This window comes from Enterococcus sp. DIV1444a, from assembly GCF_051712125.1.
In the GTDB taxonomy this organism is placed as follows: Bacteria; Bacillota; Bacilli; order Lactobacillales; family Enterococcaceae; genus Enterococcus; species Enterococcus faecalis.
Genome location: NZ_JBIOOG010000001.1, coordinates 773,331 through 795,508, shown reverse-complemented (window position 1 = coordinate 795,508; position 22,178 = coordinate 773,331). Strand labels below are relative to the sequence as shown.

Annotated in this window: 24 protein-coding genes; 2 read left to right on the top strand and 22 right to left on the bottom strand. The window is 37.9% G+C overall.

Features of this window, described 5'->3' with window-relative positions; translation table 11 throughout:
* Positions 1–149: 149 nt before the first annotated feature.
* The 15 genes from IGI87_RS04060 to IGI87_RS03990 all read right to left on the bottom strand — a co-directional run bounded on the left by IGI87_RS04060 (position 150) and on the right by IGI87_RS03990 (position 14,701).
* A complete protein-coding gene (locus IGI87_RS04060; RefSeq protein WP_438736303.1) occupies positions 150–932 on the bottom strand; it encodes an RNA-binding protein in 783 nt (260 codons plus the stop codon).
* A gap of 26 nt (positions 933–958) precedes the next feature.
* A complete protein-coding gene (locus tag IGI87_RS04055; RefSeq protein WP_002355902.1) occupies positions 959–1,216 on the bottom strand; it encodes a YggT family protein in 258 nt (85 codons plus the stop codon).
* 28 nt (positions 1,217–1,244) lie between these two features.
* Positions 1,245–1,889 carry a cell division protein SepF gene (locus IGI87_RS04050; protein WP_010713807.1) on the bottom strand — a complete coding sequence of 215 codons (645 nt, stop codon included), beginning with the start codon at positions 1,887–1,889 and terminating at the stop codon, positions 1,245–1,247.
* Positions 1,890–1,902: 13 nt separating this feature from the next.
* Complete coding sequence (locus IGI87_RS04045) at positions 1,903–2,580, bottom strand: YggS family pyridoxal phosphate-dependent enzyme (RefSeq protein WP_002358890.1); 678 nt, start codon at positions 2,578–2,580, stop codon at positions 1,903–1,905.
* Between the two features lie 16 nt (positions 2,581–2,596).
* On the bottom strand, positions 2,597–3,829 hold the full coding sequence (ftsZ, locus tag IGI87_RS04040) for a cell division protein FtsZ (protein ID WP_002355899.1): 1,233 nt from the start codon (positions 3,827–3,829) through the stop codon (positions 2,597–2,599).
* A 26-nt stretch (positions 3,830–3,855) separates the two neighbouring features.
* Positions 3,856–5,178: a cell division protein FtsA gene (gene ftsA, locus IGI87_RS04035; protein ID WP_104854490.1), complete on the bottom strand. Its 1,323-nt coding sequence runs from the start codon at positions 5,176–5,178 to the stop codon at positions 3,856–3,858.
* 173 nt (positions 5,179–5,351) lie between these two features.
* Complete coding sequence (locus tag IGI87_RS04030; protein ID WP_438736301.1) at positions 5,352–6,476, bottom strand: cell division protein FtsQ/DivIB; 1,125 nt, start codon at positions 6,474–6,476, stop codon at positions 5,352–5,354.
* 8 nt (positions 6,477–6,484) lie between these two features.
* On the bottom strand, positions 6,485–7,576 hold the full coding sequence (gene murG, locus IGI87_RS04025; protein ID WP_438736300.1) for an undecaprenyldiphospho-muramoylpentapeptide beta-N-acetylglucosaminyltransferase: 1,092 nt from the start codon (positions 7,574–7,576) through the stop codon (positions 6,485–6,487).
* A 4-nt stretch (positions 7,577–7,580) separates the two neighbouring features.
* The gene (gene murD / locus IGI87_RS04020) at positions 7,581–8,951 is read right to left on the bottom strand and encodes a UDP-N-acetylmuramoyl-L-alanine--D-glutamate ligase (RefSeq protein WP_438736299.1); all 1,371 of its coding nucleotides are present in this window, start codon (positions 8,949–8,951) and stop codon (positions 7,581–7,583) included.
* A 22-nt stretch (positions 8,952–8,973) separates the two neighbouring features.
* Positions 8,974–9,939 carry a phospho-N-acetylmuramoyl-pentapeptide-transferase gene (mraY, locus tag IGI87_RS04015; protein ID WP_002368238.1) on the bottom strand — a complete coding sequence of 322 codons (966 nt, stop codon included), beginning with the start codon at positions 9,937–9,939 and terminating at the stop codon, positions 8,974–8,976.
* Positions 9,940–9,966: 27 nt separating this feature from the next.
* Complete coding sequence (locus IGI87_RS04010) at positions 9,967–12,195, bottom strand: penicillin-binding protein (RefSeq protein ID WP_113795023.1); 2,229 nt, start codon at positions 12,193–12,195, stop codon at positions 9,967–9,969.
* On the bottom strand, positions 12,195–12,602 hold the full coding sequence (gene ftsL / locus IGI87_RS04005; RefSeq protein WP_438736298.1) for a cell division protein FtsL: 408 nt from the start codon (positions 12,600–12,602) through the stop codon (positions 12,195–12,197). Before ftsL ends, IGI87_RS04010 begins: the two co-directional genes overlap by 1 nt.
* Before the next feature lie 16 nt (positions 12,603–12,618).
* The gene (gene rsmH / locus IGI87_RS04000) at positions 12,619–13,575 is read right to left on the bottom strand and encodes a 16S rRNA (cytosine(1402)-N(4))-methyltransferase RsmH (protein WP_010710705.1); all 957 of its coding nucleotides are present in this window, start codon (positions 13,573–13,575) and stop codon (positions 12,619–12,621) included.
* Between the two features lie 14 nt (positions 13,576–13,589).
* Complete coding sequence (mraZ, locus tag IGI87_RS03995) at positions 13,590–14,075, bottom strand: division/cell wall cluster transcriptional repressor MraZ (protein ID WP_002383402.1); 486 nt, start codon at positions 14,073–14,075, stop codon at positions 13,590–13,592.
* Positions 14,076–14,308: 233 nt separating this feature from the next.
* Positions 14,309–14,701, bottom strand: coding sequence for a DUF3397 domain-containing protein (locus IGI87_RS03990; RefSeq protein WP_002383401.1), 393 nt, complete (start codon positions 14,699–14,701; stop codon positions 14,309–14,311).
* A gap of 245 nt (positions 14,702–14,946) precedes the next feature.
* On the opposite strand from IGI87_RS03990, the gene IGI87_RS03985 reads away from it, so the two are divergent.
* A complete protein-coding gene (locus tag IGI87_RS03985) occupies positions 14,947–15,912 on the top strand; it encodes a magnesium transporter CorA family protein (RefSeq protein ID WP_113795022.1) in 966 nt (321 codons plus the stop codon).
* Positions 15,913–15,979: 67 nt separating this feature from the next.
* Entirely contained in the window at positions 15,980–16,090 is a 111-nt protein-coding gene (locus tag IGI87_RS03980; protein ID WP_002383399.1) for a DUF4044 domain-containing protein, read from the top strand.
* A gap of 90 nt (positions 16,091–16,180) precedes the next feature.
* On the opposite strand, the gene recN is transcribed toward IGI87_RS03980, so the two are convergent.
* From recN to IGI87_RS03945, 7 genes are all read right to left on the bottom strand, one after another.
* Positions 16,181–17,854 (bottom strand): DNA repair protein RecN, encoded by a 1,674-nt coding sequence (recN, locus tag IGI87_RS03975; protein ID WP_438736297.1) that lies wholly within the window; start codon positions 17,852–17,854, stop codon positions 16,181–16,183.
* 17 nt (positions 17,855–17,871) lie between these two features.
* The gene (locus tag IGI87_RS03970; RefSeq protein ID WP_002358881.1) at positions 17,872–18,321 is read right to left on the bottom strand and encodes an arginine repressor; all 450 of its coding nucleotides are present in this window, start codon (positions 18,319–18,321) and stop codon (positions 17,872–17,874) included.
* A gap of 131 nt (positions 18,322–18,452) precedes the next feature.
* Positions 18,453–19,253 (bottom strand): hypothetical protein, encoded by an 801-nt coding sequence (locus tag IGI87_RS03965; RefSeq protein WP_113795019.1) that lies wholly within the window; start codon positions 19,251–19,253, stop codon positions 18,453–18,455.
* Between the two features lie 63 nt (positions 19,254–19,316).
* Positions 19,317–19,826 carry a matrixin family metalloprotease gene (locus tag IGI87_RS03960; RefSeq protein ID WP_438736296.1) on the bottom strand — a complete coding sequence of 170 codons (510 nt, stop codon included), beginning with the start codon at positions 19,824–19,826 and terminating at the stop codon, positions 19,317–19,319.
* 411 nt (positions 19,827–20,237) lie between these two features.
* Positions 20,238–21,053 (bottom strand): TlyA family RNA methyltransferase, encoded by an 816-nt coding sequence (locus tag IGI87_RS03955; RefSeq protein WP_438736295.1) that lies wholly within the window; start codon positions 21,051–21,053, stop codon positions 20,238–20,240.
* 13 nt (positions 21,054–21,066) lie between these two features.
* The gene (locus IGI87_RS03950; protein ID WP_317095592.1) at positions 21,067–21,948 is read right to left on the bottom strand and encodes a polyprenyl synthetase family protein; all 882 of its coding nucleotides are present in this window, start codon (positions 21,946–21,948) and stop codon (positions 21,067–21,069) included.
* On the bottom strand, positions 21,948–22,178 hold the full coding sequence (locus tag IGI87_RS03945; RefSeq protein WP_002355878.1) for an exodeoxyribonuclease VII small subunit: 231 nt from the start codon (positions 22,176–22,178) through the stop codon (positions 21,948–21,950). The genes IGI87_RS03950 and IGI87_RS03945 overlap by 1 nt, the downstream gene beginning before the upstream one ends.

The window sequence follows — 22,178 nt, the reverse complement described above, 5'->3', positions numbered from 1 at the left end:
TCCTTCACCTCTTTGGATTATTTTTGTAAAACCCCTTATGAACACATTCTCATACTAATCCTGAAATAGCAAATATCTTACTTTTTTTATTATACACAACTTCGTCTGAATGAACAGCCAAAATGGTTTTCTTAAACAAAAGTTCGAGATTATTTTCTCAATACCCCTAAGAGGACACGGAATTTTTCTTTCTTTGTTTTTCCTTCTAACTCTTGAATCTGAAGGCGCCCAAATCCTCGTATCGAAACAATATCTAATAAGTCTAAGGCAAAATCTGGTCGTGTCGTTTCTGTCCAATTGACTTTTACTTTACCAGATTCGATCAATTGTTTTGATCGCTGCCTTGAAATATTAAATACGGCGGAAATCACACTATCCAGCCGCAAAGAGCTCATAGTCGTTCGCTCTTCTTGCCAACCATCCTTCGGTATCAAAATTTGTGTATAATCCCGCGCTTCTAAGCGAACAGTAATTTTACCAATTTTGTCGACTTGGTTAACAACGAAGCCAGCTACTTCTTGTGCTATAAAAACCTGCCACTTATCGCCATCGGAAATAATATCTCCAAAGGCTTCCCTACGAACCCCAACATTCATCAAGGTGCCTAAAATTTTCCCATGAGATAATGTCGCAAATTTAGATGGATAAATAATTTCAAATAATACAACACCAAAATCTGTCTCTTCTGGTATGTAATACGCTGGATAAATCAAGCAGCGTTTTCGTTCTGCTTGCTCATAACCACCATAAAAAGTAAACGATAAATCACTGTTTTGTCGAATCAACGTTTCCAAAATATACGCCTGTCTAGGATCAAGAAAGTCTGTCAAATAAGGCGCGTATTGCATCTCTACTTGCTCTAGCCAACCCCCGACAGTGTCAATAAAAGGATGTTCATCTTTGCGGAAATGTTGATACACATTTGCGTTCATAGATAAATCATCCTTTCTAAAAGTTATTAATAAACAATAGCTCGTAAAATGACTGCTAAGCCACCCGCTGCTAGGTTAAGGACAATAATCCCTACCATTACGTTAAATCCAACCATTCCAATCCTTAAATTCAAACGGTCAAACAAACTTAAGTATGGTTCACAAATTCTAGAGAGCAAACGCCCGAAAGCAGAATCATATGCTCCTGGAAACCATGAAAGTAGCGCGTAAATCACTAGTAATCCTGAATAGATTTGAACGCCTTTGTATAATAGAGTAATCAGTGTTGCGATAATAACACCTCCCTAAGGCTTAGAAATCAAAGAATTGTTTGTTGGCTAAAGATTGTGCTGTTGCACTATCAATTTCCATATTCGCTGGTGTGCATAAGAAGATTTCATTGCCAACGCGCTGAATATCTCCGTCTAAAGCATACACAGTACCAGTTAAGAAATCAACGATGCGTCGTGCTTGGTCTTCTTCTACTAATGTAAAATTAACTAGCACGGCTTCTTCAGCAAATAGATGTTTCGCAATGCTCATTGCTTCTGAATACACACGTGGTTCAATAATAGTAATTTTATGTGTTTTTGCATTGGCGGTGCTTTCTTGTGCTCGTCTTGTGTTCGTAGTCGCTGATTGATTAGAACTACGCATAGAAACCACTTTTTTCTCTGTGTAAGCAGCTTGTTGTGTGTCTCTTTCTTGATGCGTTTCAGCAGAACGATAGCGTGCAGAAGGTTTTTCAACTACAGGCTCACTTTGTTGTGTATAAGCTGGCTGACTGTAACTTTCCTGTTGTTGAACAGGGCGTTGTGGTTTAGGCCGAGCTGCACGACGTGGTGGTTCATTAACTGCTTTGCGCTCTTCATATTCTTCGTAGTTATCATAATAATCATCTTCTTCGCCAGATAAGCCAAAAAAGCTCGATAACGCATCCTTGTTAAAAATTGACATAAATTCCTCTCCTTTACGCATCTCTGAATAACGCTGTTCCGATTCGTATAAAAGTTGCACCTTCTTCAACTGCGATTGGGAAATCGTTACTCATTCCCATACTAAGTTCTGTACAAGGAGCAAAAGATAAATGTTTCTCATTTACGGTCATTTGCAGCTCTTTTAATTCTCTAAATGTTGCATGTAATACTTCTTCACTTGCCCCAAAAGGTGCCATAGTCATTAGACCGACGATTTGAATTTTGTCCAAATCAGCAAGTTCTTGAATGAAAGGTAAGACGTCTTCTTTACGAAAGCCGTGCTTGCTTTCTTCCCCAGTTATATTCACTTCAACAAAACAACGAATAACTTTCGTTGCTCTTTTTTGAATTTCTTTGGCTAGACTCAGACTATCTAATGCATGAAAATAATCTATCTCATTAATAATTAATTTTACCTTCCTACGTTGTAAATTACCAATTAAATGCCACTGAATATCATTAAATTTTTCCAATCCAGCTTTCTTTTCTAGTAACTTATCTACTCGGTTTTCAGCTAAATTCTGGACACCAAGCTGAACAAGCTCTGCTGCTTCCTCAATTCCTACTGATTTAGTGACGCCAATCATTGTCACATCAGCAACAGAGCGCTGTGAGCTTTTGCATGCTAGCTGAAGTTGATTATTAATATTTGTTAAGTTTTCAGCTATCATTTCTAATCGATGCTCCTTATCGTTTTCTGCGGAAAAATGGTGGCGTACTTAATTCGTCATCATTGTGATTTGGTTCTTCACGGTGGAATGTGTCAAATTCTTTTTTATCTACTTGTTCTAATGAAGATTCATCAACTTTTGGACGTGTATTTTGTTCTCTGCGAATATCCCAATCGCCAAAAGCACTTGCTTCTTCTTGTGATTTTGGTTGATCCATTTCCACAGATTGAGTTGTTTGTTGCATTGGTTGAACCGCTTGTCTCGTTTGACGGTGCGGTTTTCTATCCTTTTTTGATTCATCAATACCTGTAGCGATTACTGTTACACGAATTTCGTCGCCTAAATCTTCATTGATTGATGTACCTAGGATAATGTTCACATCACCTGAAGCAGCATTTGTAACGATATCTGAAGCATCTTGCGCTTCAAACAAGGTCATATCTAAACCACCAGTAATGTTTAATAAGACTTGTTCCGCACCATCGATTGATGTTTCTAACAATGGTGAAGAAATAGCTTTTTTCGTTGCTTCAATTACACGTTCTTCGCCGCTCGCTACACCAATTCCCATTAAAGCTGTTCCTTGGTTTTCCATCACTGTTTTCACGTCAGCAAAGTCCAAGTTTACGTAACCTGGAGCTGTAATTAAATCAGAAATGCCTTGAACACCTTGACGTAAAACGTTATCTGCTTCTCTAAAAGCTTCAAGCATTGGTGTTTTCTTGTCAACGACTTCTAATAAGCGGTTGTTTGAGATAATTAATAGTGTATCAACATTTTCTTTTAATAAGGCAATTCCTTCAGCGGCAAAACGACCACGTTTTGGACCTTCAAAACTAAATGGACGAGTTACTACACCAACTGTTAAAGCGCCTAATTCTTTAGCGATTTTTGCAACTACTGGCGCAGCACCTGTACCAGTTCCGCCACCCATACCAGCAGTAATGAAAATCATATCAGCGCCTTGTAATGATTCTGAAATCACTTGTTCACTTTCTTCTGCAGCTTTTTGGCCAACTTCTGGTTGTGAACCAGCACCTAAACCACGAGTGTATTTAGGGCCTAATTGAATCACTGTTTCTGCTTTTGAATGTTTTAATGCTTGAACGTCTGTATTGGCTGTGATAAATTCCACGCCTTTAACGTTCTCTTCGATCATACGGTTTACAGCGTTTCCGCCGCCGCCACCTACACCGATAACTTTAATGACTGCACCGTTGTTAATGTTATTGTCTAATGAAAATTCCATGATATCGTATCCTCCTGTTTGTGTGATTAGTCGAAAATGTTCGAGAAGAAGTCTTTGATTTTGCCGGTCATTTTTTCACCAGACTCACGTTCGTTGAATTCTTCGTATTCTTCTTGAGGCTGTTCAGCATATGTGTCATAGCGAACTTCTTGTTGGACAGCGACTGACTGTGCTGGTTTCGATTTTTCACCAGGGATTGCATATTTGGCAATGTGATAAATATCGTTTAGTTGCGCTGAATATTCCACAATGCTAATGACATTAGCAAAGACTGGGTTACGTAAGCCCATGTGATTTGGTACGTATAGTTTTACGTTGGCTTCAAAAATCTCTTGCGCCAAATCAACAATACCTGGCATACTAGCGGCGCCACCAGTTAACACAACGCCTCCAGGTAATTCAAACGCATCAATTTCATCCAGAACTTCTTTTGATTTTCTCAAAATTTGTTCTACACGCGCTTCGATAATTTCTGAAAGGTAACGTTCGTCCACTCTTACAGGCTCAGACTTACCGATAACATCAACAGGAAATTCTTCGTTCGCTGAAGTTCTTTCCGGATAAGCATCCCCATAATTAATTTTTAAGGCTTCGGCGTTGTTAAAAGAAGTATTCAACACGATTGAGATATCTTTCGTGATGAACTCGCCGCCTTCTTGGTTAACATGAGTAAATTTCAATTGTTTGTCATGAATAACAGATGTCGTTGTTTGACCGCCACCCATATCAATGACAATCGTTCCAAAGTCTTTTTCGCCATCTGTTAAAATTGTTTCCGTTAAAGCAAGCGGCGTAATCACTAATTCGTTAATTCCTAAGCCAGCTTTTTCAACACATTTACGGATGTTATGGATGATTGTTTTTGGTCCAGTATAGACAACGCCAAACATCTCCATGCGAACGCCAAGCATTCCACGTGGGTCTTTGATGCCTTCAAAGCCGTCGACGGTAAAGTCTTGCGGTAAGATTGCAACAATTTGACGTTCAGGAGGAGTTGAACGAACCAAAGCTGCAGATGCGACGTTGCGCACATCCTCATCTGTAATTTCTTTTGATTCACTACTAACAGCTATCATTCCTTGACAGCTTTCTACTTCTAATAAATTCGCTGGTAATCCAACATTTACGCTTTTAATTTGAATGCCGGCTTTTTCTTCGGCTTGTCGAACGGCCCGTTGGATTGCTTGAACTGTTTGATCAATATCGACGACAATCCCTCGATTCAAACCGTCTGATTTTGCATTTCCAACGCCGATGATGTTCATTTGACCTTCAATATATTCAGCGACAACTACTTTGACAGAAGTTGTACCAATATCGAGGCCTACATACATTCCTGTTTTTGCCATGAACGGAATTCCTCCTCCTATTAATTCCAATATCTAAGCGGACAAAGGCGTCCGTTTAACTATCTCTTTTTTAGTATTATTCACTTCTTCCAATTTTACCATAAAAATGGGGGTTTTAGAAAGCAGATTATACGAATTTGTTCGTTAATTTTTGAAACATTTTTGTAAAAAACTTATTCTGCTTGTTGCACTTCTTGATTTTCTCCATTTGTCGGCGTACCGTTATTCGCTTCATCCGTTGCTACGCCTGCATTTTGGTCTGCAATTTCTTGATTTCCAACCGCTGAATCTTCGGAAACTTCACTGCCCGTCTCTTCACTTTCTTTTTCATACGGATAAGAAAAAATGCCGACTTCCATATCAACGATTCCAGGTTTGTCCATTTGCTCGGCTACTTGTGAATAATAAGCCATTTTTTCACTTAAATCAGAAATATTAACAATCACTCGATTTCCATCATTCATATAGACATTAATCAAGTCTTTATTGGTTTTGGATGGTGCATATTTAATTTCTGAAATTCCTTGTTTAATTTCTTGAGGCAATTTGTTGTAAGAGGCCATTAATTCAGGGATTAATTTATCCTCTTTAAAATTCTCAAAAATTGGTTTGCCACTTTCAGCAGCTTTGGTGGTTTCCGCCAAAGTTTTACCATTCTCTAAAATCGGATGATAGCCGCCTTTAGTCGCAGCAAGCGCGACAATTTGATACTCTTGAATATCAATTTTAAATGAATTAATACCATTTAACTTAATGTTCGCCTTTTTTATAATTGGAAACTTTTTCTGAATATTTGAAGAAAAATAATTTCGATTCGAATACTGCTCCCATAAACCACTGCCCGTTTCAAGTTTTGACTGCTGAATAATCGCTTGGCTTTCAATACTTTTGTTCCCTGAAACTGTCACTTCACTCAATCGACTAAGAGGCGAAACAAAATACAGTGCCACTAAAATAGCTGTCCCTAAACAAGTTAAAATAAAGGCTAAACGCCTGTATAACCGCTTGTTCCGTGTTTTCTTAACGTTCGGTAAACGATCTGCAAAATGCTCCTCTTCTTCCACTGTTTCTTGTGGAAGATGTTGTTGAGGCTCTTCTTGACTTTGTTCTTGTAAAGTGATGGTGACTTCTGCTTGTTCCTTTTCACCTTTTGAAGCAGCTTCTTCCGCTTGTTTCTTCAAATATTCTTGGTTTTGTTTTTGCCAAGGTGTCAGTTCAGGTTGAGACTCTTCCGATTTTTTTGGAGGTAATGGTTTTCTTTTTTTGAATATATCGTTCTCGTTACTAATCTTCCACACCTCCTATCTCAGACTAACGTTTTCACAACTTGATACAAACGATCACTTGCATCTGGGATGCCTTCCCCTTTGGACGCCGTTGCCATCTGTTGTCTTTTTTCATCGTTTAATAAAATATCATCAATTGCCGCAACCAAACGAGCGCCGGTCAATTCTGCATCTGGAATCATTTCAACAGCACCAACTTTTACTAAGCTTTGCGCGTTTTTCGTTTGATGATCATTAGTGACGTAAGGACTCGGAATTAAAATTGCTGGTAATCCTAATGCGGTGAACTCCGCAATCGAGGTTGCTCCTGCACGTCCCACCATTAAATCGGTATTAGCCATCACTTCAACCATTTTATCAATATACGGTTGCACACTTATGTTTGTCAATTTCTTTTCAGAAAGCTTTAGACTTTCTTGAAGTTCCTGATAATATCTTTCTCCTGAAGCGTATAAAACTTGATACTCTCTCTCTTCAAACAAAGGAAAGGCCTGTTCAAACGCTTGATTGATTTTCAAGGCACCGCGACTTCCGCCAAATAAAACCACCGTTTTCTTTGCTGGATCCAAGCCAAACTCTGATAAAATAGCTGACTTTTCCACCGTTACGACTTCTTGTCCCCGCGGGTTCCCTGTTAAAATTGTTTTTTCTTTCGGGAAAAAACTAGCGACATCCGGAAAACAAATCGCAATTTTATCCACATAACGACTTAAAAATTTATTTGTCATTCCAGGGATACTATTTTGTTCATGAATAATTGTCGGTATTTTTAATTGATGGGCTGCATAAACGACTGCACCAGAAACATAACCGCCTGTACCAATGACCACATCTGGTTGAAATTCCCGAATAATTTTTTTCGCTTTATTAATGCTTGTTAAAAACAAATAAATTGTTTTAAAATTTTGAGGACTCAGTGAACGCTTGAATCCTTGAATTTTAATCGTTTTAAATGGAATTTTCGCCTTTGGCACAATTTGACTTTCTAAGCCATTTTCTGTTCCCACATACAAGAATTCTGTTGCAGGTGCTTCTTTTTTGACGTGTTCGACGAAGGATAACGCAGGATAAATATGCCCACCTGTGCCACCACCAGTTACTAGTATCTTCATTTTCTCACATTTCACTTTCTTTTAATTGTTGAACAGCTTGCATAAAGGCTTCCCCGCGTACTTCAAAATTCGGGTATTGGTCCCAGCTTGCACAAGCAGGTGATAGTAAAATAGTATCATCTTTTTCCGAATAATCAAAGGCAATGCTAACCGCCGTTTGAACATTTTCAGCAAATAAAATTGTTTCAATGTTCGCTTTTTTAGCAGCTTCCGCTAATTTTTCTTTGGTTTCTCCAAATAAAACAATTGCTTTGAGTCCTAGCAGAGCAGGAACCAATTCATCAAATGAGTTGCCACGATCCAAGCCGCCAGCAAGTAAAAGTAGCTTTTGGTTGTCAAACCCACTTAACGCCATCTCTGTAGCTAAAATGTTGGTTGCTTTTGAATCGTTATAAAAACGTCTTTGCTGAACTTCACCAACAAATTGCGTTCGATGAGGAACGCCCGAAAAGTTTTTCAATGTTTGTCTAATCTGAGCATTCGATACATTTTTTAATTTAGCTACACAAATCGCTGCGAGTGCATTTTCAATATTGTGACTGCCAGGAATCCCTAGCTCATCGGCGGGCATAATATATTCTTCATTAAAATATAATTTCCCATCTAAAAGATAAGCTCCTTCTACTGCTTCTTTCGTTGAAAAAGGCAATACGTTAGCAGCTGTGGTTTTGGCTAACGTTTGAAGCTCTACTTGATTCCAATTTAAAATCAAGGTGTCGTCTGCGGTCATGTTTTTTTGAATGGCCCATTTGGCAGCAACATATTCTTTCCGCGAACCATGATAATCCAAGTGTGCCTCAAAAATATTTGTAATTACTGCAATTTGTGGGTGAAACGTCTCAATTCCCATCAACTGAAAACTAGAAAGTTCCATTACAAGATCATCCTTGGCTGTTGCTTCTTGAGCCACCGTACTCGCTGGAAAACCAATATTTCCCGCCAAACGTGCCTCACCAGCCGTTCTGTCAGCGTTTAGCAATAAACCAATCATCGTAGTCGTGGTTGTTTTGCCATTGGTGCCCGTAATGCCGACAATTGGACATTCGGCAATTTGACCTGCTAATTCCACCTCAGTTATGATAGGAATTTCCCGAGTTAGTGCTTCTGCCACAAGTGGATTTGTATAAGGAATACCAGGATTTTTAACGATTAGTTCAAATTCTTCATCCAACAATTCAATTGGATGCCCCCCTGTAACAACACGAATACCCAAGGTTAATAAATCTTGGGCGTCAGGGTTTTGATCAAATTGTTTTGCGTCATTAACGGTAACGAGCGCACCTAACTCATGTAAGAGTTTCGCTGCGCTGACACCACTTTTAGCTAGTCCTAAAACCAACACTTTTTTGTTTTGATAGGTTGTTATTTTTTTCATTGTCAATTTCCCCTTTGATAGATTAGAAAAGAATCCATAATGTGATTCCTGAACAGATTAAGCCAACAGACCAAAAGACAAAATCAATTTTCCATTCAGACCAACCACACATTTCAAAATGGTGATGAATTGGTGACATTTTAAAAATCCGTCGACCAAATAATTTAAAAGAAGCAACTTGTAAAATAACACTTGCTGTTTCGCAAACGTAGACAAGTCCAATTAAAAGTAGCGTCCATTCTTGATGCAAAATAATTGAAATTGCTGCTAACAATCCACCTAATGCTAATGAACCAACATCACCCATGAAGATTTTTGCTGGTTTTCTATTATAAGGGAAAAAGCCAATCAGCCCACCAATCACACTTAGGCAGATAATCACAACATCAAATTGTTGTTGTTTCCAGGCAATGATTGCATAGGTACCAAAGGAAATTGTTCCTAAACCAGCAACTAGGCCATCAATCCCATCTGTCAAATTCACGGCATTAGAAAAACCGACTAACCAAAAAATAATAAACACGCCATAAAAAATACCTAACGGAACTTCTGCTAATCCAAACAAGTCTAAAGTGTCTGAAAAGCCTTCACTTCGATAAACAAAGTAGAAAACCAACCCACCAAAAATTTGACCAATTAATTTTTGACGAGAATTCAAGCCCATGTTCCGTTTTTTAAAGACTTTAATGAAATCATCTAAATAACCTAGCAAACCGTATAATACTAAAATAAATAGAATAATTAGTAGAGACGGCGTAAATTGGTGGAAAAACAACCCCATTGCTAGCGAAGTAATCAAGCTTGCTACAAGGAAAACGACTCCCCCCATTGTAGGGGTACCTGTTTTCACACTATGCCAAGTTGGGCCATCTTCACGAGTAACCTGTCCTTGTTTTTTCATTTGAAAATAGCCAATGAATAGTGGCATTACGCTCACTGTAATGGCAAAACTCACCACTATGGGAATAAAAATCTGTGTCCACTCCATGTTATCTCTCCTAATTATTCTACGTTATTATTCTGTGCCTTCTAAAGTCACGGTTAATTTTTTCTCCGTAATTTCAGTTTCAGCAGCGATACTTTGTTTCGTCACATAGCCTTCACCTTTAAACTCGACAGTCAAACCTAATAGATTGCCAAGCTTGGTGACATCGCTCTTCGACCAGCCGGTTAAATCAGGCATATAGTTCGTTCCATTTGTGATCAAAATCAATTTCTGATTAGGCATTAATGTTTGACCAGACGGCGTTGATTGTTTCTTGATTTTTTCACCATCGCCGATAATCACAGGATCCACCCCGTTCACTTTGGCATTGGCCAACGCTTCCGCTGGTGTCATGTTTTTATAATCAGCAACCGTGACTTTATCAGAAGCTACTTTCGTTGTTTCCGGATCTGTCTCTTTAATGTCTAACGCTAATTTCATTAATGGGTTTGCAATTGCCGCCATTGCTTCTGAAGGCGAACCTGTTTTTGCTTGTCTAAGTGTAATATACAAAACATATTTAGGATTATCCGCTGGGACCATTTCCACTACAGAAGACAAGACTTGACTTGCTCCATCAACGTACCCTTTACCATCTGAAATCTCGGCAGTCCCTGTTTTGGCAGCAACATGATAGCCTGGTACTTTATAAATATCATACGCAATCCCGTAAGTTGGGTCTTCAACGGTATCAATCATGTACGTACGAATCTGTTGAGCTGTTTGCGCTTTGATTGGGGTTCCTACGATTTGTGGTTCCGTAATCGTTTCTTTCCCTGTATTTTTGTCAACAAGTTTGCTGATGTAATGAGGTTGCAACATTGAACCATCATTCGCAATGGCTGAAAAACCTTTCATCATTTGGAAATTAGTAACCGTAATTCCTTGTCCAAAGGCTGAATTGGCCCGAGCCACAATATTATTATCTGGCAGCTTGCCTGTATTTTCTGAAAACAAACCCGAATGTGTACTTGAACCAAACCCAAATTTTTTCAAATATTCGACCCACTTGTCGCCACCCATTCGTTGTTCCAAGTTCACCATTCCGATATTACTGGACCAAGAAATAGCTTGACGATAAGTTAAAGACGTTTTGTCTTTTAAATTGCCGACATCATGGTCGTTAATTGTCCTATCACCAACAGTGATGCCACCTACGCGGTTAAATGATTCATTTGGGTTAAACAATCCTTGCTCAATGGCCGCCGCCGACGTAAATAATTTAAGCGTTGAACCAGGTTCATATGGACTTTCGACCAATAGATTCTGCCACGTGCCATTATTGTCTAATCCTTGTTTCGTTTCAGGATTAAATGTTGGCCGTTGAGACATGGCTACAATTTCGCCTGTTTTTGCTTCCATTAACATAGCAGTCATAGAAACTGGTTCATATTTTTCATTAACTTGCGTCATCAAATCTTCTAAGGTATTTTGCAAGCGACTATCTAACGTTGTGTAAATATCTTGACCATCCACTGCCTTTTTCTCTTCCGCCACAGTCCCTGGTAAGGCATTGCCGTAAATATCTTTTTCAAAATACACACGGCCATCGGTTCCACTTAAAATATCATTATAGGCCTGTTCTAGTCCCATCGCGCCTACTAAGCCTTCTTTATCATCATCTGGATTGGCTGCTTTTGTATAGCCAATAAAGTGAGAAGCAAATTGACCATTGGGATATAGTCTGGCTGGATGTTCATTGAAATAAACGCCAGAGATTTTTTTCTTCTTCAAATCTGCTTCAATTTTTTGGCGCGTTTCCAAGGTGATGTTTTGACCACCCGCACCAAACTCCACTTGATATTGTGTTGACCCATCTTCATGGATCCCATTATTCAAGTATTTCAATGCTGTTTTTTTATCTAGTTTGGTATATTTCGCTAAAATTTCAGCAATATCATCGAAGTCTTTTTTCTCCGCATATAGTTTTTCATTATTTTGTCCCGTATATTTTTTTGATAATACGACATACAGCGAATAGGAGGTAGCATCTTCTGCGATTGGGTTACCATATCGATCTAAAATTGATCCTCGCTTAGCTTTTACCACTTTGCTTCCTTCATATAAAGAAGCTGTTTTTTCCTTTAGTGATACACCGGCTACTTTGCCTGTTGCCACAATGTATGTCGTTCTAAAGGCAAATAAAAAGAACAATCCAATACTCGTAGCGAATAAAATGATGCCTACTTTTTTACGATTGTTCATCGGATTTAAGTTTTTCTTTTTCATGAATTGTTTAAATTTATGTCTTTTACTCATTATTTAACAGTCCTAACATTGTCGCCATTATTTTCTAGTCCTTGTTTTTTAGCGACATCTTTGATTCGATCTGATTTAGAAAGTTCGCTTCTTTCTTGTTCCAATTTCAAAGCGTTATCTTCCTTTTCTTTAATGACTGCTTGTGTTTCTGTAATATCGTTCATGGTTTGGACAATTGTCGTTCTTACTTGAATTGTCGCAATTGCAATACCAATCGTTGCACAAACTAACACAACACCGATTAATTTTTCTAGTAAAGAGACATTTTTTAGTTTCTTTTTGGGTAATAGAGTGGGGACAGGTAGCGTTTCCTCTTGCATTTTTCTGTCTTGCTCTGTTGCCACAGTTGGCTGATCCATTTCTAGTGCTTCATAATGGAAATCATTTATTTTCTTCAATTCAGCCATGTGTCTACCCCTCTCTCTAACTAGATTTTATTTTTTCGGCAATGCGTAACTTCGCACTTCGTGAACGATTATTCTCAGATAACTCACTGTCACTTGGTAAAATTGGTTTTCTCGTAATTACTTTTAATTCTGGTTGAAATTCTTCTGGTACGACTGGAATGCCTGGTGGCAAGTCTTGTACCGTACTGTACTCTTTAAACATTGTTTTAACGATCCGATCTTCTAACGAATGGAACGTAATCACACTGATTCTGCCATTTTTCGCTAGCAAATCAATTGCTTGTTCTAGCGATTCTTCAACTGCCCCTAATTCATCATTAACAGCAATGCGAATTGCTTGGAAAATCCGTTTTGCGGGATGTCCACCTTTGCGTCTTGCTGGAGCGGGAATCGCCGTCTTAATAATCTCAACGAGTTCGCCTGTTGTTTCAATTGGCTGCTTTTCGCGAACACGTTCAATTTCTCGAGCAATCTGTTTCGAAAACTTTTCTTCCCCATAACGAAAGAAAATTTTGACTAACTCACCATAGCTATACGTATTCACCACTTCGCGAGCCGTTAAGGGTGCGTCTTGATCCATGCGCATATCTAAGGGCGCGTCTTGATGGTAACTAAAACCACGTTCTGCTTCATCTAATTGTGGTGAAGAAACACCTAAATCGTATAGAATCCCATCGACATGGAACACCCCATGTTCTGCTAATTCTTCTTTAATATTTCTAAAATTTGATTTGATGAAGGTCACTTGACCTTTGTCTACATATTTCTGCAAACGAGTCTTAGCATGTGCCAACGCTTTTTGGTCTTGATCAAACGCATATAAATGACCGTGCTCATTCAATTGTGTCAGTAAGTATTCACTATGTCCGGCACCACCGAGTGTGCAATCTACGTATACGCCATCCGGCTTCACTTGTAATCCATCCACTGTTTCTTTTAAAAGAACGGTGTAATGGCGAAATTCTTCAGTCATCATTTGCCTCATTCCTAAAATCCAAAATCAATCATTGTTTCTGCTAATTCATCAAAGTTTTCTTCAGCTTCATCAGAGAATGCATGCCAACGTTCGTCACTCCAAATTTCAATTCGGTTAGAGACGCCGATAACAACACAGCCTTTTTCTAAACTGGCATGTGTCCGTAAATTCGCAGGAATATTAATACGACCTTGTTTATCAATCTCACATTCTGTTGCAGCGGAATAAAAGAATCGTACAAAGGTACGTGCATCTTTCTTAGCTAAGGGCATTTCTTGAAGTTTTGCTTCAAGTTGTGACCATTCATTTAAAGGATAACCAAATAAACAGCCATCCATCCCTCTCGTTACCACAAATTTTTCACCAAGTTCCTCACGAAACTTTGATGGAACGATTAGGCGGCCTTTGGCATCGATATTATGTTGGTATTCACCCATAAGCATAGCCAATACACCCGCTTTTCCACTTGATAGAACAAGTCTACCACATCCCACCACTTTCTACCACTATAAATCTAAAAACTTCTATTTTTTAACTGTTATTTAAAATTTCTGTAATATTTACAGGGTTTTATGTAACAAGAATCACCGAGCAAAAAATGTTATTATAACAAGGTTTTTACTATGTTTTTTATCAAATAAACCCACAAATAACAAAAAAACCCCACGGAGTGGGGAGTTGTGGGGGACATTTTCCCACAGCGTATTTCCCCTATTGTTTCTACGCTTTATTACAGTAGATAATGACTGATATTAAGCAAGATAAGCAACACATACAATACAAACGTTAGTAAAAACGTCAACCGCCAAAACATCTTGAAATATCGTCTATATAAAATCTCTCCATAATAATAAGCTTGAAACAGGGCAACAGCGACTCCTAATAACAAAATAGAAATCACAAAATACGGCATAATCGATTCATCATAACTATCTTTGGATAACTCATGGATCCCTATGAATAAAAACGGAATGGCTAAATCCGGTGCTTTTATTTTCCAACGTTCCGTTAGGGAAAAAGTGGACACGAGAAAATTGCACGCAAAGAGCACAATTACCGGAAAAATATACCAAAATAACATTATTGCCGAAAACGACACCATTCTCTCAACAAATCCTTTCATTCCACCTGCTATAACTATACTTCATCAACGTTACACAGATGTTTCATTTCGTTTAAATATATGTGCTAAAAGCCCTTCTTGCTTGCTTTTTCATATAAAAAACGGATTACTTATCAAACAATTTTCAAAACGAGGCTTCACTTATCGTGGCCACTTATTTTTTGAATGTTTTTTATAAGCTTTTCTTCTCGTATTGTGTCATACTTCTATTATAATGGATTTAGAACAAAAAATGTTGATTCGGGGTGAATCTTTTGATTAATTATTTATTATTGAAAAATGACTATTTTGAACCTTGTTCACCAGACGATGAAGCGCTAAGTTGGATTTCGATAGAATCCCCTTCGGAAGAAGAAATCGAGCGTCTTGTGAATCAATACCATTTACCAACAGATTATCTTACCGGCGTTTTAGATGATGAAGAAAATGCTCGAGTGGAAGGTTTTCGCCACGAAAAATTACAAACGCCTACGTTACTTTTGTTTCGTTATCCCAAAGCTAGCATCAGTCCTAGTGGCTATCTGCAAGTAGAAACGGTACCGATTGCTTTAATCGCAACTGTCGATAACAAATTAATTACTGTTAGCAACGGGCCTAACGATATCGTTCATGGGATTCAAAAAGAGGCTTTCACGCATCAAGATCTTTCTATCGAAAAGGCCTTAATTTTAGCCCTTTCATGGAAGATGGCCCTTTCCTTCAATAAAAACTTACAAGCACTTATCCAACAAACCAACAAACTTGAAGGAGAGCTCCAAGTAGCCACAGAAAATAGTCAATTGTATCAGATTATGGACATTCAAAAAAGTCTGGTTTATTTTGAAGCAGCTTTAACGGATAATTTAAAAGTATTAAAACGTTTATATAGCGCTGAAATTTTTAATCATCCAGAAAAACATTTGCCATTTTTAAGGGATATTTTAATCGAACTAGAACAAGGACTGAATACGACTAAAATACAACTAAAATTAGTTGATAACATTAGTAATACTTTTTCAGCAATCGTTTCAAATAACTTAAATAATGTCATGAAAATTTTAACATCCTTAACAATTGTCCTGACCATCCCGACCATCATCGGAGGAATTTACGGCATGAATGTGAAACTCCCTTTTGCAGAACATGAATATTCTTTTTGGATTATTTTTGCTGTCACTACCTTAATCTGCGTAATTAGTATCCGAATTTTAAAGAAAAAGAATCTCTTATAACTTTAGGTTGCTGTTTTCAGAAAAAGGTTGTACACTATTAGCAGAAATTAAAAAGGACGTGTCATTTATGAACGACAAAGAACAAAGTCGCTTTTCAAAAATCACGAAAGTCGTGGTTTGGCTAATGCTGATCGCAATTGTAGGTTCAACTGTTTTAACAGCAATTCTTAGTCTTTAAACTGGAGAACTTCTTCACACATTAAAAGTAAAAAAACAGCCCCTTCTATCAATTGAAGAGGCTGTTTTTTTACTTGCTCAAATAGAGCGGCTATTTTTTCGCCATCGCCAACAGCTCTTGTGCATGTTCAATGGTTAATTTCGTAATTTCACTTCCTGCGAGCATACGCGCAATTTCGTTTACTCGCTCTTTTTCAGATAAAATTCGGACGCTTGTTTCTGTCCGACCCGCCACGATTTCTTTTTCAATAAAATAATGTTCATCGGCAACGGCCGCCACTTGTGGCAAGTGCGTGATACACAACACCTGCGAATTTTCTGAAATTTGATAAATTTTATCGGCAATCGCCTGTGCTACTCGGCCACTGACTCCTGTATCCACTTCATCAAAAACAATACTAGTGATCCCTTGCGTTTGAGAAAAGATTGTTTTCATAGCCAGCATCACTCGCGAAAGTTCTCCGCCAGAAGCCACCCGAACTAACGGTTTTAATGGTTCCCCTGGGTTAGTAGTAATATAAAATTCTACTCCGTCTAAGCCATTTTCTTGTAAATGCTCAAGTTCTGTAAAGCGGACTTCAAATTCAGTTCGCTCCAAATATAGTTCTTTTAATTCGGTTAAAATTTGTTGTTCGAGCTCTTTGGCTAGGCGCTTGCGTTCTTTTCGTAAAGCTAACGCTTGTTGATGAGCGGCTTGTTGTTTCTCTGCAAGCAACGCTTCTAAGTCACCTGTGCCACCTTCCAAAAAATCAGCCTCTGCTAACTCTTTGGTGATTTCTTCATAGTAAGATAAAATTGTTTCGATCGAATCGCCATATTTACGCTTCATTTGACGGATTAATTCCAAACGATTTTCTACTTCATTCAAGCGGCCTTCATCTAGTTCTAAGCCATCAATCAACCTAGAAAGATCTCCACTGGCTTCTTGTAGTAAATAGTAAGCATTTTGAACAGTATCTGACAATGATTTATATTCTGGATCAAGGGATTCAATCGAAGCGAGTTCATTCATACTTGTGCCGATTTTATCCAAACTACTATCATCTTCACCATTTAGCGCGGCATAACTAATCGTCAGTGCAGCAGCAATCTTTTGAAAATTGTTCAGTTTATTGCGTTCTTCTAGCAATTGTTCTTCTTCGCCAGCGACTAACCGTGCACTAGCAATTTCATCACTTTGAAAATGAAGCATGTCCATTCTTTGGGCAAATTCTTTTTCATTTTTTTGTCGCTTTCTGACTTTGGCTTCGAGTGCGCGATACTCTTGATATGCCCGTGTATATTTTTCTTTGACTGCTAAAAGTTTTTTCCCACCAAATTCATCTAACATATCAATATGGCGTTCACTTTGCATCAATTCTTGATGTTCATTTTGGCCATGAATATCTACTAAATATTCCCCAATTCTTTTTAAATTAGTAATGTTGACAATTCGTCCGTTGACACGGCAAACATTTTTACCAGAAGCGGAAATATCTCGTTGAATCACTAAAGAATCTTCTTCTGTTTCAATACCTAATTCTTCTAATAATCGCTTTAATTCTTGACTTTTCGGCATTGAAAAAAGTCCTTCTAAGGTGCATTTATTTGCTCCTTGACGAATATAGTCACTGGAGCCACGTCCACCTGTGAGTAATCCCATTGCATCAATAATGATAGATTTCCCCGCACCCGTTTCTCCCGTTAAAACGGTCATACCCATTTGAAACTCTAATTGTAACGAAGAGATAATCGCAAAATTTTTCACGGAAAGTTCTTGTAACATCTTGTTCACCTCATTCTTTATAGATAGCTTAACAGCTCTTTATGAAGTTTTTCTGCCGCCTCCTCAGTTCGTGCAATCATGAGGACACTATCATCATCATTGATGACGGCAAAAAGTTTCTCTTGGTAATTCTTTTCGATTAAACTACCACACGCCGCCGCATTGCCAGGAATGGTTCGTAATACGACATATTTTTCCATTTGTTCTGCAGCTACAAAGGCATCTTTTAAAAGCTTTGCAAGTTTAGCACTTGTATTAGCTTGTGTTTCTAATGGAAGGCTATATCGATAGCCCCCTTCTGCAGAAGGAACTTTAATCAGTTTCATATCTTTAATGTCGCGAGAAATCGTTGCTTGCGTTACAGCTACGCCCTTTTCTTGTAAGTAGTTGACAAAATCTTCTTGCTTTTGAATATTTTTTTCAGTCAATAAACGTGTAATTAAACGGTGTCTATCTTGCTTTCTCATGGCGCCGCTCTCCTTTTCAGTTTACTCTTGCCCTCATCATAGCTTATTTTTATGCATTTTAAAAGACTAAACAAAGAAAAGAATAACAAAAAGCAAGGGAAACTCCGCTGACTTTTTGTTATTCTCTACTTCTATTCTGCTGGAAGTTCAATTCCTAATTCATCTTTTAAATAGGTAGTTAAATTAGTCGTTTCTTTGGTTGATTCATTGACAACATTCCACGTTTTGCCAATCGCTCGACGATTTCTTTTGGTTAATTCCTCAGCAGGTTGCTGCTCGTCTTCTAAACGTAAAGAACCGTATTGATAGCCCATTATTAACCCCTTATTCCATTCCGTATCCCAATAAACATAAAACAAATAGGTCTCACCAGCTGCTAAATAAAAATCTCCTTCATACTGTAATATTTCAACAAGCTGACGACTTTGCTGAATCGGTGCCATTCGTCTTGTTGCACGCCCACGATTCAATTTATCAACATTTTCTTTCGCATCATTTAAAAACATTCGCCCTTCTTCCATAATGCCACCTGGTCGCGCAAATTCAATCGTAGGTGCTAATTCGCCTTGAATATTTTTTAGTACTTGGATTTTTCCAAATGTCCATGGATAGATTTCTCCATTATAGGGACTACTAGGATCATTAGCAGGCGCATCTGCTTTATCTAAAGAAAGAACTTTGCCAATAATAATATTTGTTGACAAAGATTGGATATCTTTTGGGATTTCAGGATTATACATTAACAGTCGTTGCGATCCACCGGATTGATTAATAACCTTACTTTGGTCAATTTCATCAAGATATGAATAATATTTTCTTTCTGAAGAATCAATACTATTTTTCAAGGCTTTTTTCTTTAATGAATTGGAAGTTGTTGTTATTTTTTCAGCAGCAACTTGTTTCTTCTCTTCCTCTTTAACAAAATTAATCATTAAGAAAGCGCACACCAACAAAGAAAACGCTATCAAAAATGCTATGGAATTTTTTTCATTTTTTCACCACCCGTATATTCTTGCTAAGATATCATTATTCGCTTTATCAACAGAAAGATTTGTATTAGTACTTACAGAACGTGTCATAATGCCATTTGAATGTGCAATTCCAAGCGCATGCCCAATTTCATGTCTAGCAATAGTCCCATTTTTCATCGATGAAGCTCGTGAATACATAGTATTATAATTAATTTTAGCATAGTAATAGTTTATTCGCGGAGCTTCTCGCATCCCAGTTGCAATCATCCTATCTCTGCCATCAAAAAAATCTGTAACCCCACCTATTCCCGGATTTAACTTTGTTGAATAAAAATCAATTGATGTACCATAGTTATTCCCTTGTTTATAAATATACAAAGGATTCCCCCACGGAGTATACATCCAATTTCTAATCGCTGTATCGGTATTACCAAATGTTGCGGTTGGTCCTAACCAATAACTAATTCCATTAATTCCTCTCGATAATACGCCAGGAAACCTAGAGGCTGCAAATGTATCAACACTAGTACCCAAAACGATTGCTACAAAAAAACAGAAATTAATAACTTCATTTTTTTCATTTTTTTACCTCTCTATTCAATTACTTGGTCTTACTAAAATAGTTTGTCTGATCAGAACTATCCTTAGTTTAACATTAAAAAATACATAAATAAATTAAAATAAGATTAAATAAATTTTTGGATGTTTTTTAAATTATTATTTAAAAGATACATATTTTAAAAATGTTATTTCATCACGATAAAAAAGGACCAATAAAGTCCAATTCAACGACTATTTTTATTCAAACCCCTTTCTATCATTATTAAATGTCTCACTAATTCATTTATAAAATAAAAAAGGACCTGAGACAGCTGCACTTCTAATGACTGTCACAGATTCCTTTTTGTTTAATTGCTTAGTCTACAAACTTTGCTGTTTTTCTCATCATTCCGCTAATTTTTGATGCGCATGCGCGACAACTTCTTCAATGGATTCTGTCACTTGATAGGATCCTTCCCCTTCAACAGAAACTAAATGTGCCAAAAATTCAATGTTTCCTTCGCCACCAGTGATTGGTGAAAAATCTAAGTTTTTCACATCATAACCGTTATTCATGGCAAAGCGTGTAATTTCCTCCACAACCATTTGATGGGTTTCTGGATCACGCACGATTCCTTTTTTCCCAACAAACTCTTTGCCAGCTTCGAATTGTGGCTTAATTAACGCTACCACACTACCACCTTTTTTCAAAATATCATGGAGAGGTGGCAAAATTAAGCGTAATGAAATAAAGGAAACATCAATCGTTGCAATATCCGGCACCCCTTCGGTGAAATCTTCGGGTTTACTATAGCGAAAATTGGTACGTTCCATTACCACCACGCGTTCATCTTGTCGAATTTTCCATGCTAGTTGGTTATAGCCAACATCTAAAGCGTAACTCAAACGAGCCCCATTTTGTAAAGCGACATCGGTAAAACCACCTGTGGAGGAACCAATATCTAGCATTGTTTTGCCTTGAACGTTGATTGCAAAAACATTTAGGGCCTTCTCTAGTTTTAAGCCCCCACGAGAAACATAAGGCATTACTTGACCCTTAGTATGTAAGGGCGTCTCCACAGAAATTTTTTCCCCAGGTTTATCTAAACGTTCATTTTTATCATTGTAAACTAAACCAGCCATCACGCTGCGTTTGGCTTTTTCTCGTGTTTCAAATAGTCCTTGATTAAACGCCAAGACATCGACGCGTTCTTTTTTCATAAGTGCCTTCTTTCTATCTCAATTGTAACTGAGTTAACAAGTTTGCTAAATGTTCTTCTGAAAAGTTGGGAACATTTGCTTTGATTTTTTCTAAAACAGCGCTACCTTCTGCTAATTGATGTGTTAGCGCATCTTTCGCACCAGCAATCCCTAGAAGAGCTGGATACGTACTTTTATTCAACGCTTCATCTCGGCCTACTTTTTTACCTAAATCTGCTTCTGTACTGGTGGCATCTAATAAGTCATCACGAATTTGAAAAGCTAAGCCATAGTGATGCGCAAATTGTGTCAGTAAACCAATGACTTCTTCTGTTTGATTGGCTAATACGCCCCCTGCAATTAAGGCGAATTCAATTAGTGCTCCGGTTTTCTTTTCATGAACAGCCGCTAACTCTTCTAAAGTCAAGCTGACTTTTTCTCCTTCAATATCACCCATTTGGCCAGCAACCATGCCTTGATTCCCCGCTGCCTTTGCCAGTTGTTGCAGCAGTAAAACTTTTTCACTTAAGCCTAGTTGGCTCAAAGAAAGTAACTGAAACGCGCCTGTTAATAAGCCGTCTCCTGCTAAAATGGCAGTTGCTTCACCAAACACTTTGTGATTGGTTGGTTTGCCACGACGTAAATCATCATCATCCATTGCTGGTAAATCATCATGAATTAATGAATACGTATGAATCATCTCTAAAGAGGCAGCCACTTGATAGTCTTGTATTTCCAGCTCTTTTTGAAAAGCGGCCACTGTTGTTAACACTAATAGTGGGCGTAATCGTTTGCCACCTGCGTGTATTGAGTAGAGCATTGCTTCTTTCAAACGCTCATTTTCAGTATATTCTGCGATAAAATCGACCATGACTTTTTCAACCAACGGTAAATGCTGTTGACTAAAATTCGTCATTACGCTTCCTCGCTCTCTTCAAAAACAATTTCTTCATTGTTTTCTGTCATCATTTTCGTTAAAGTTTTTTCCGCTTTTTCCAATGTATCTTGACATTGTTTACTTAATGCCATGCCCTCTTGAAAGGCAGCTAATGCTTCTTCCAAAGGAACATCTCCTCGTTCTAAGCGCTGAACGATTTCCTCTAAGGCATTTAATGATTCTTCAAACGTTTTTTCTTTTGCTGGCAT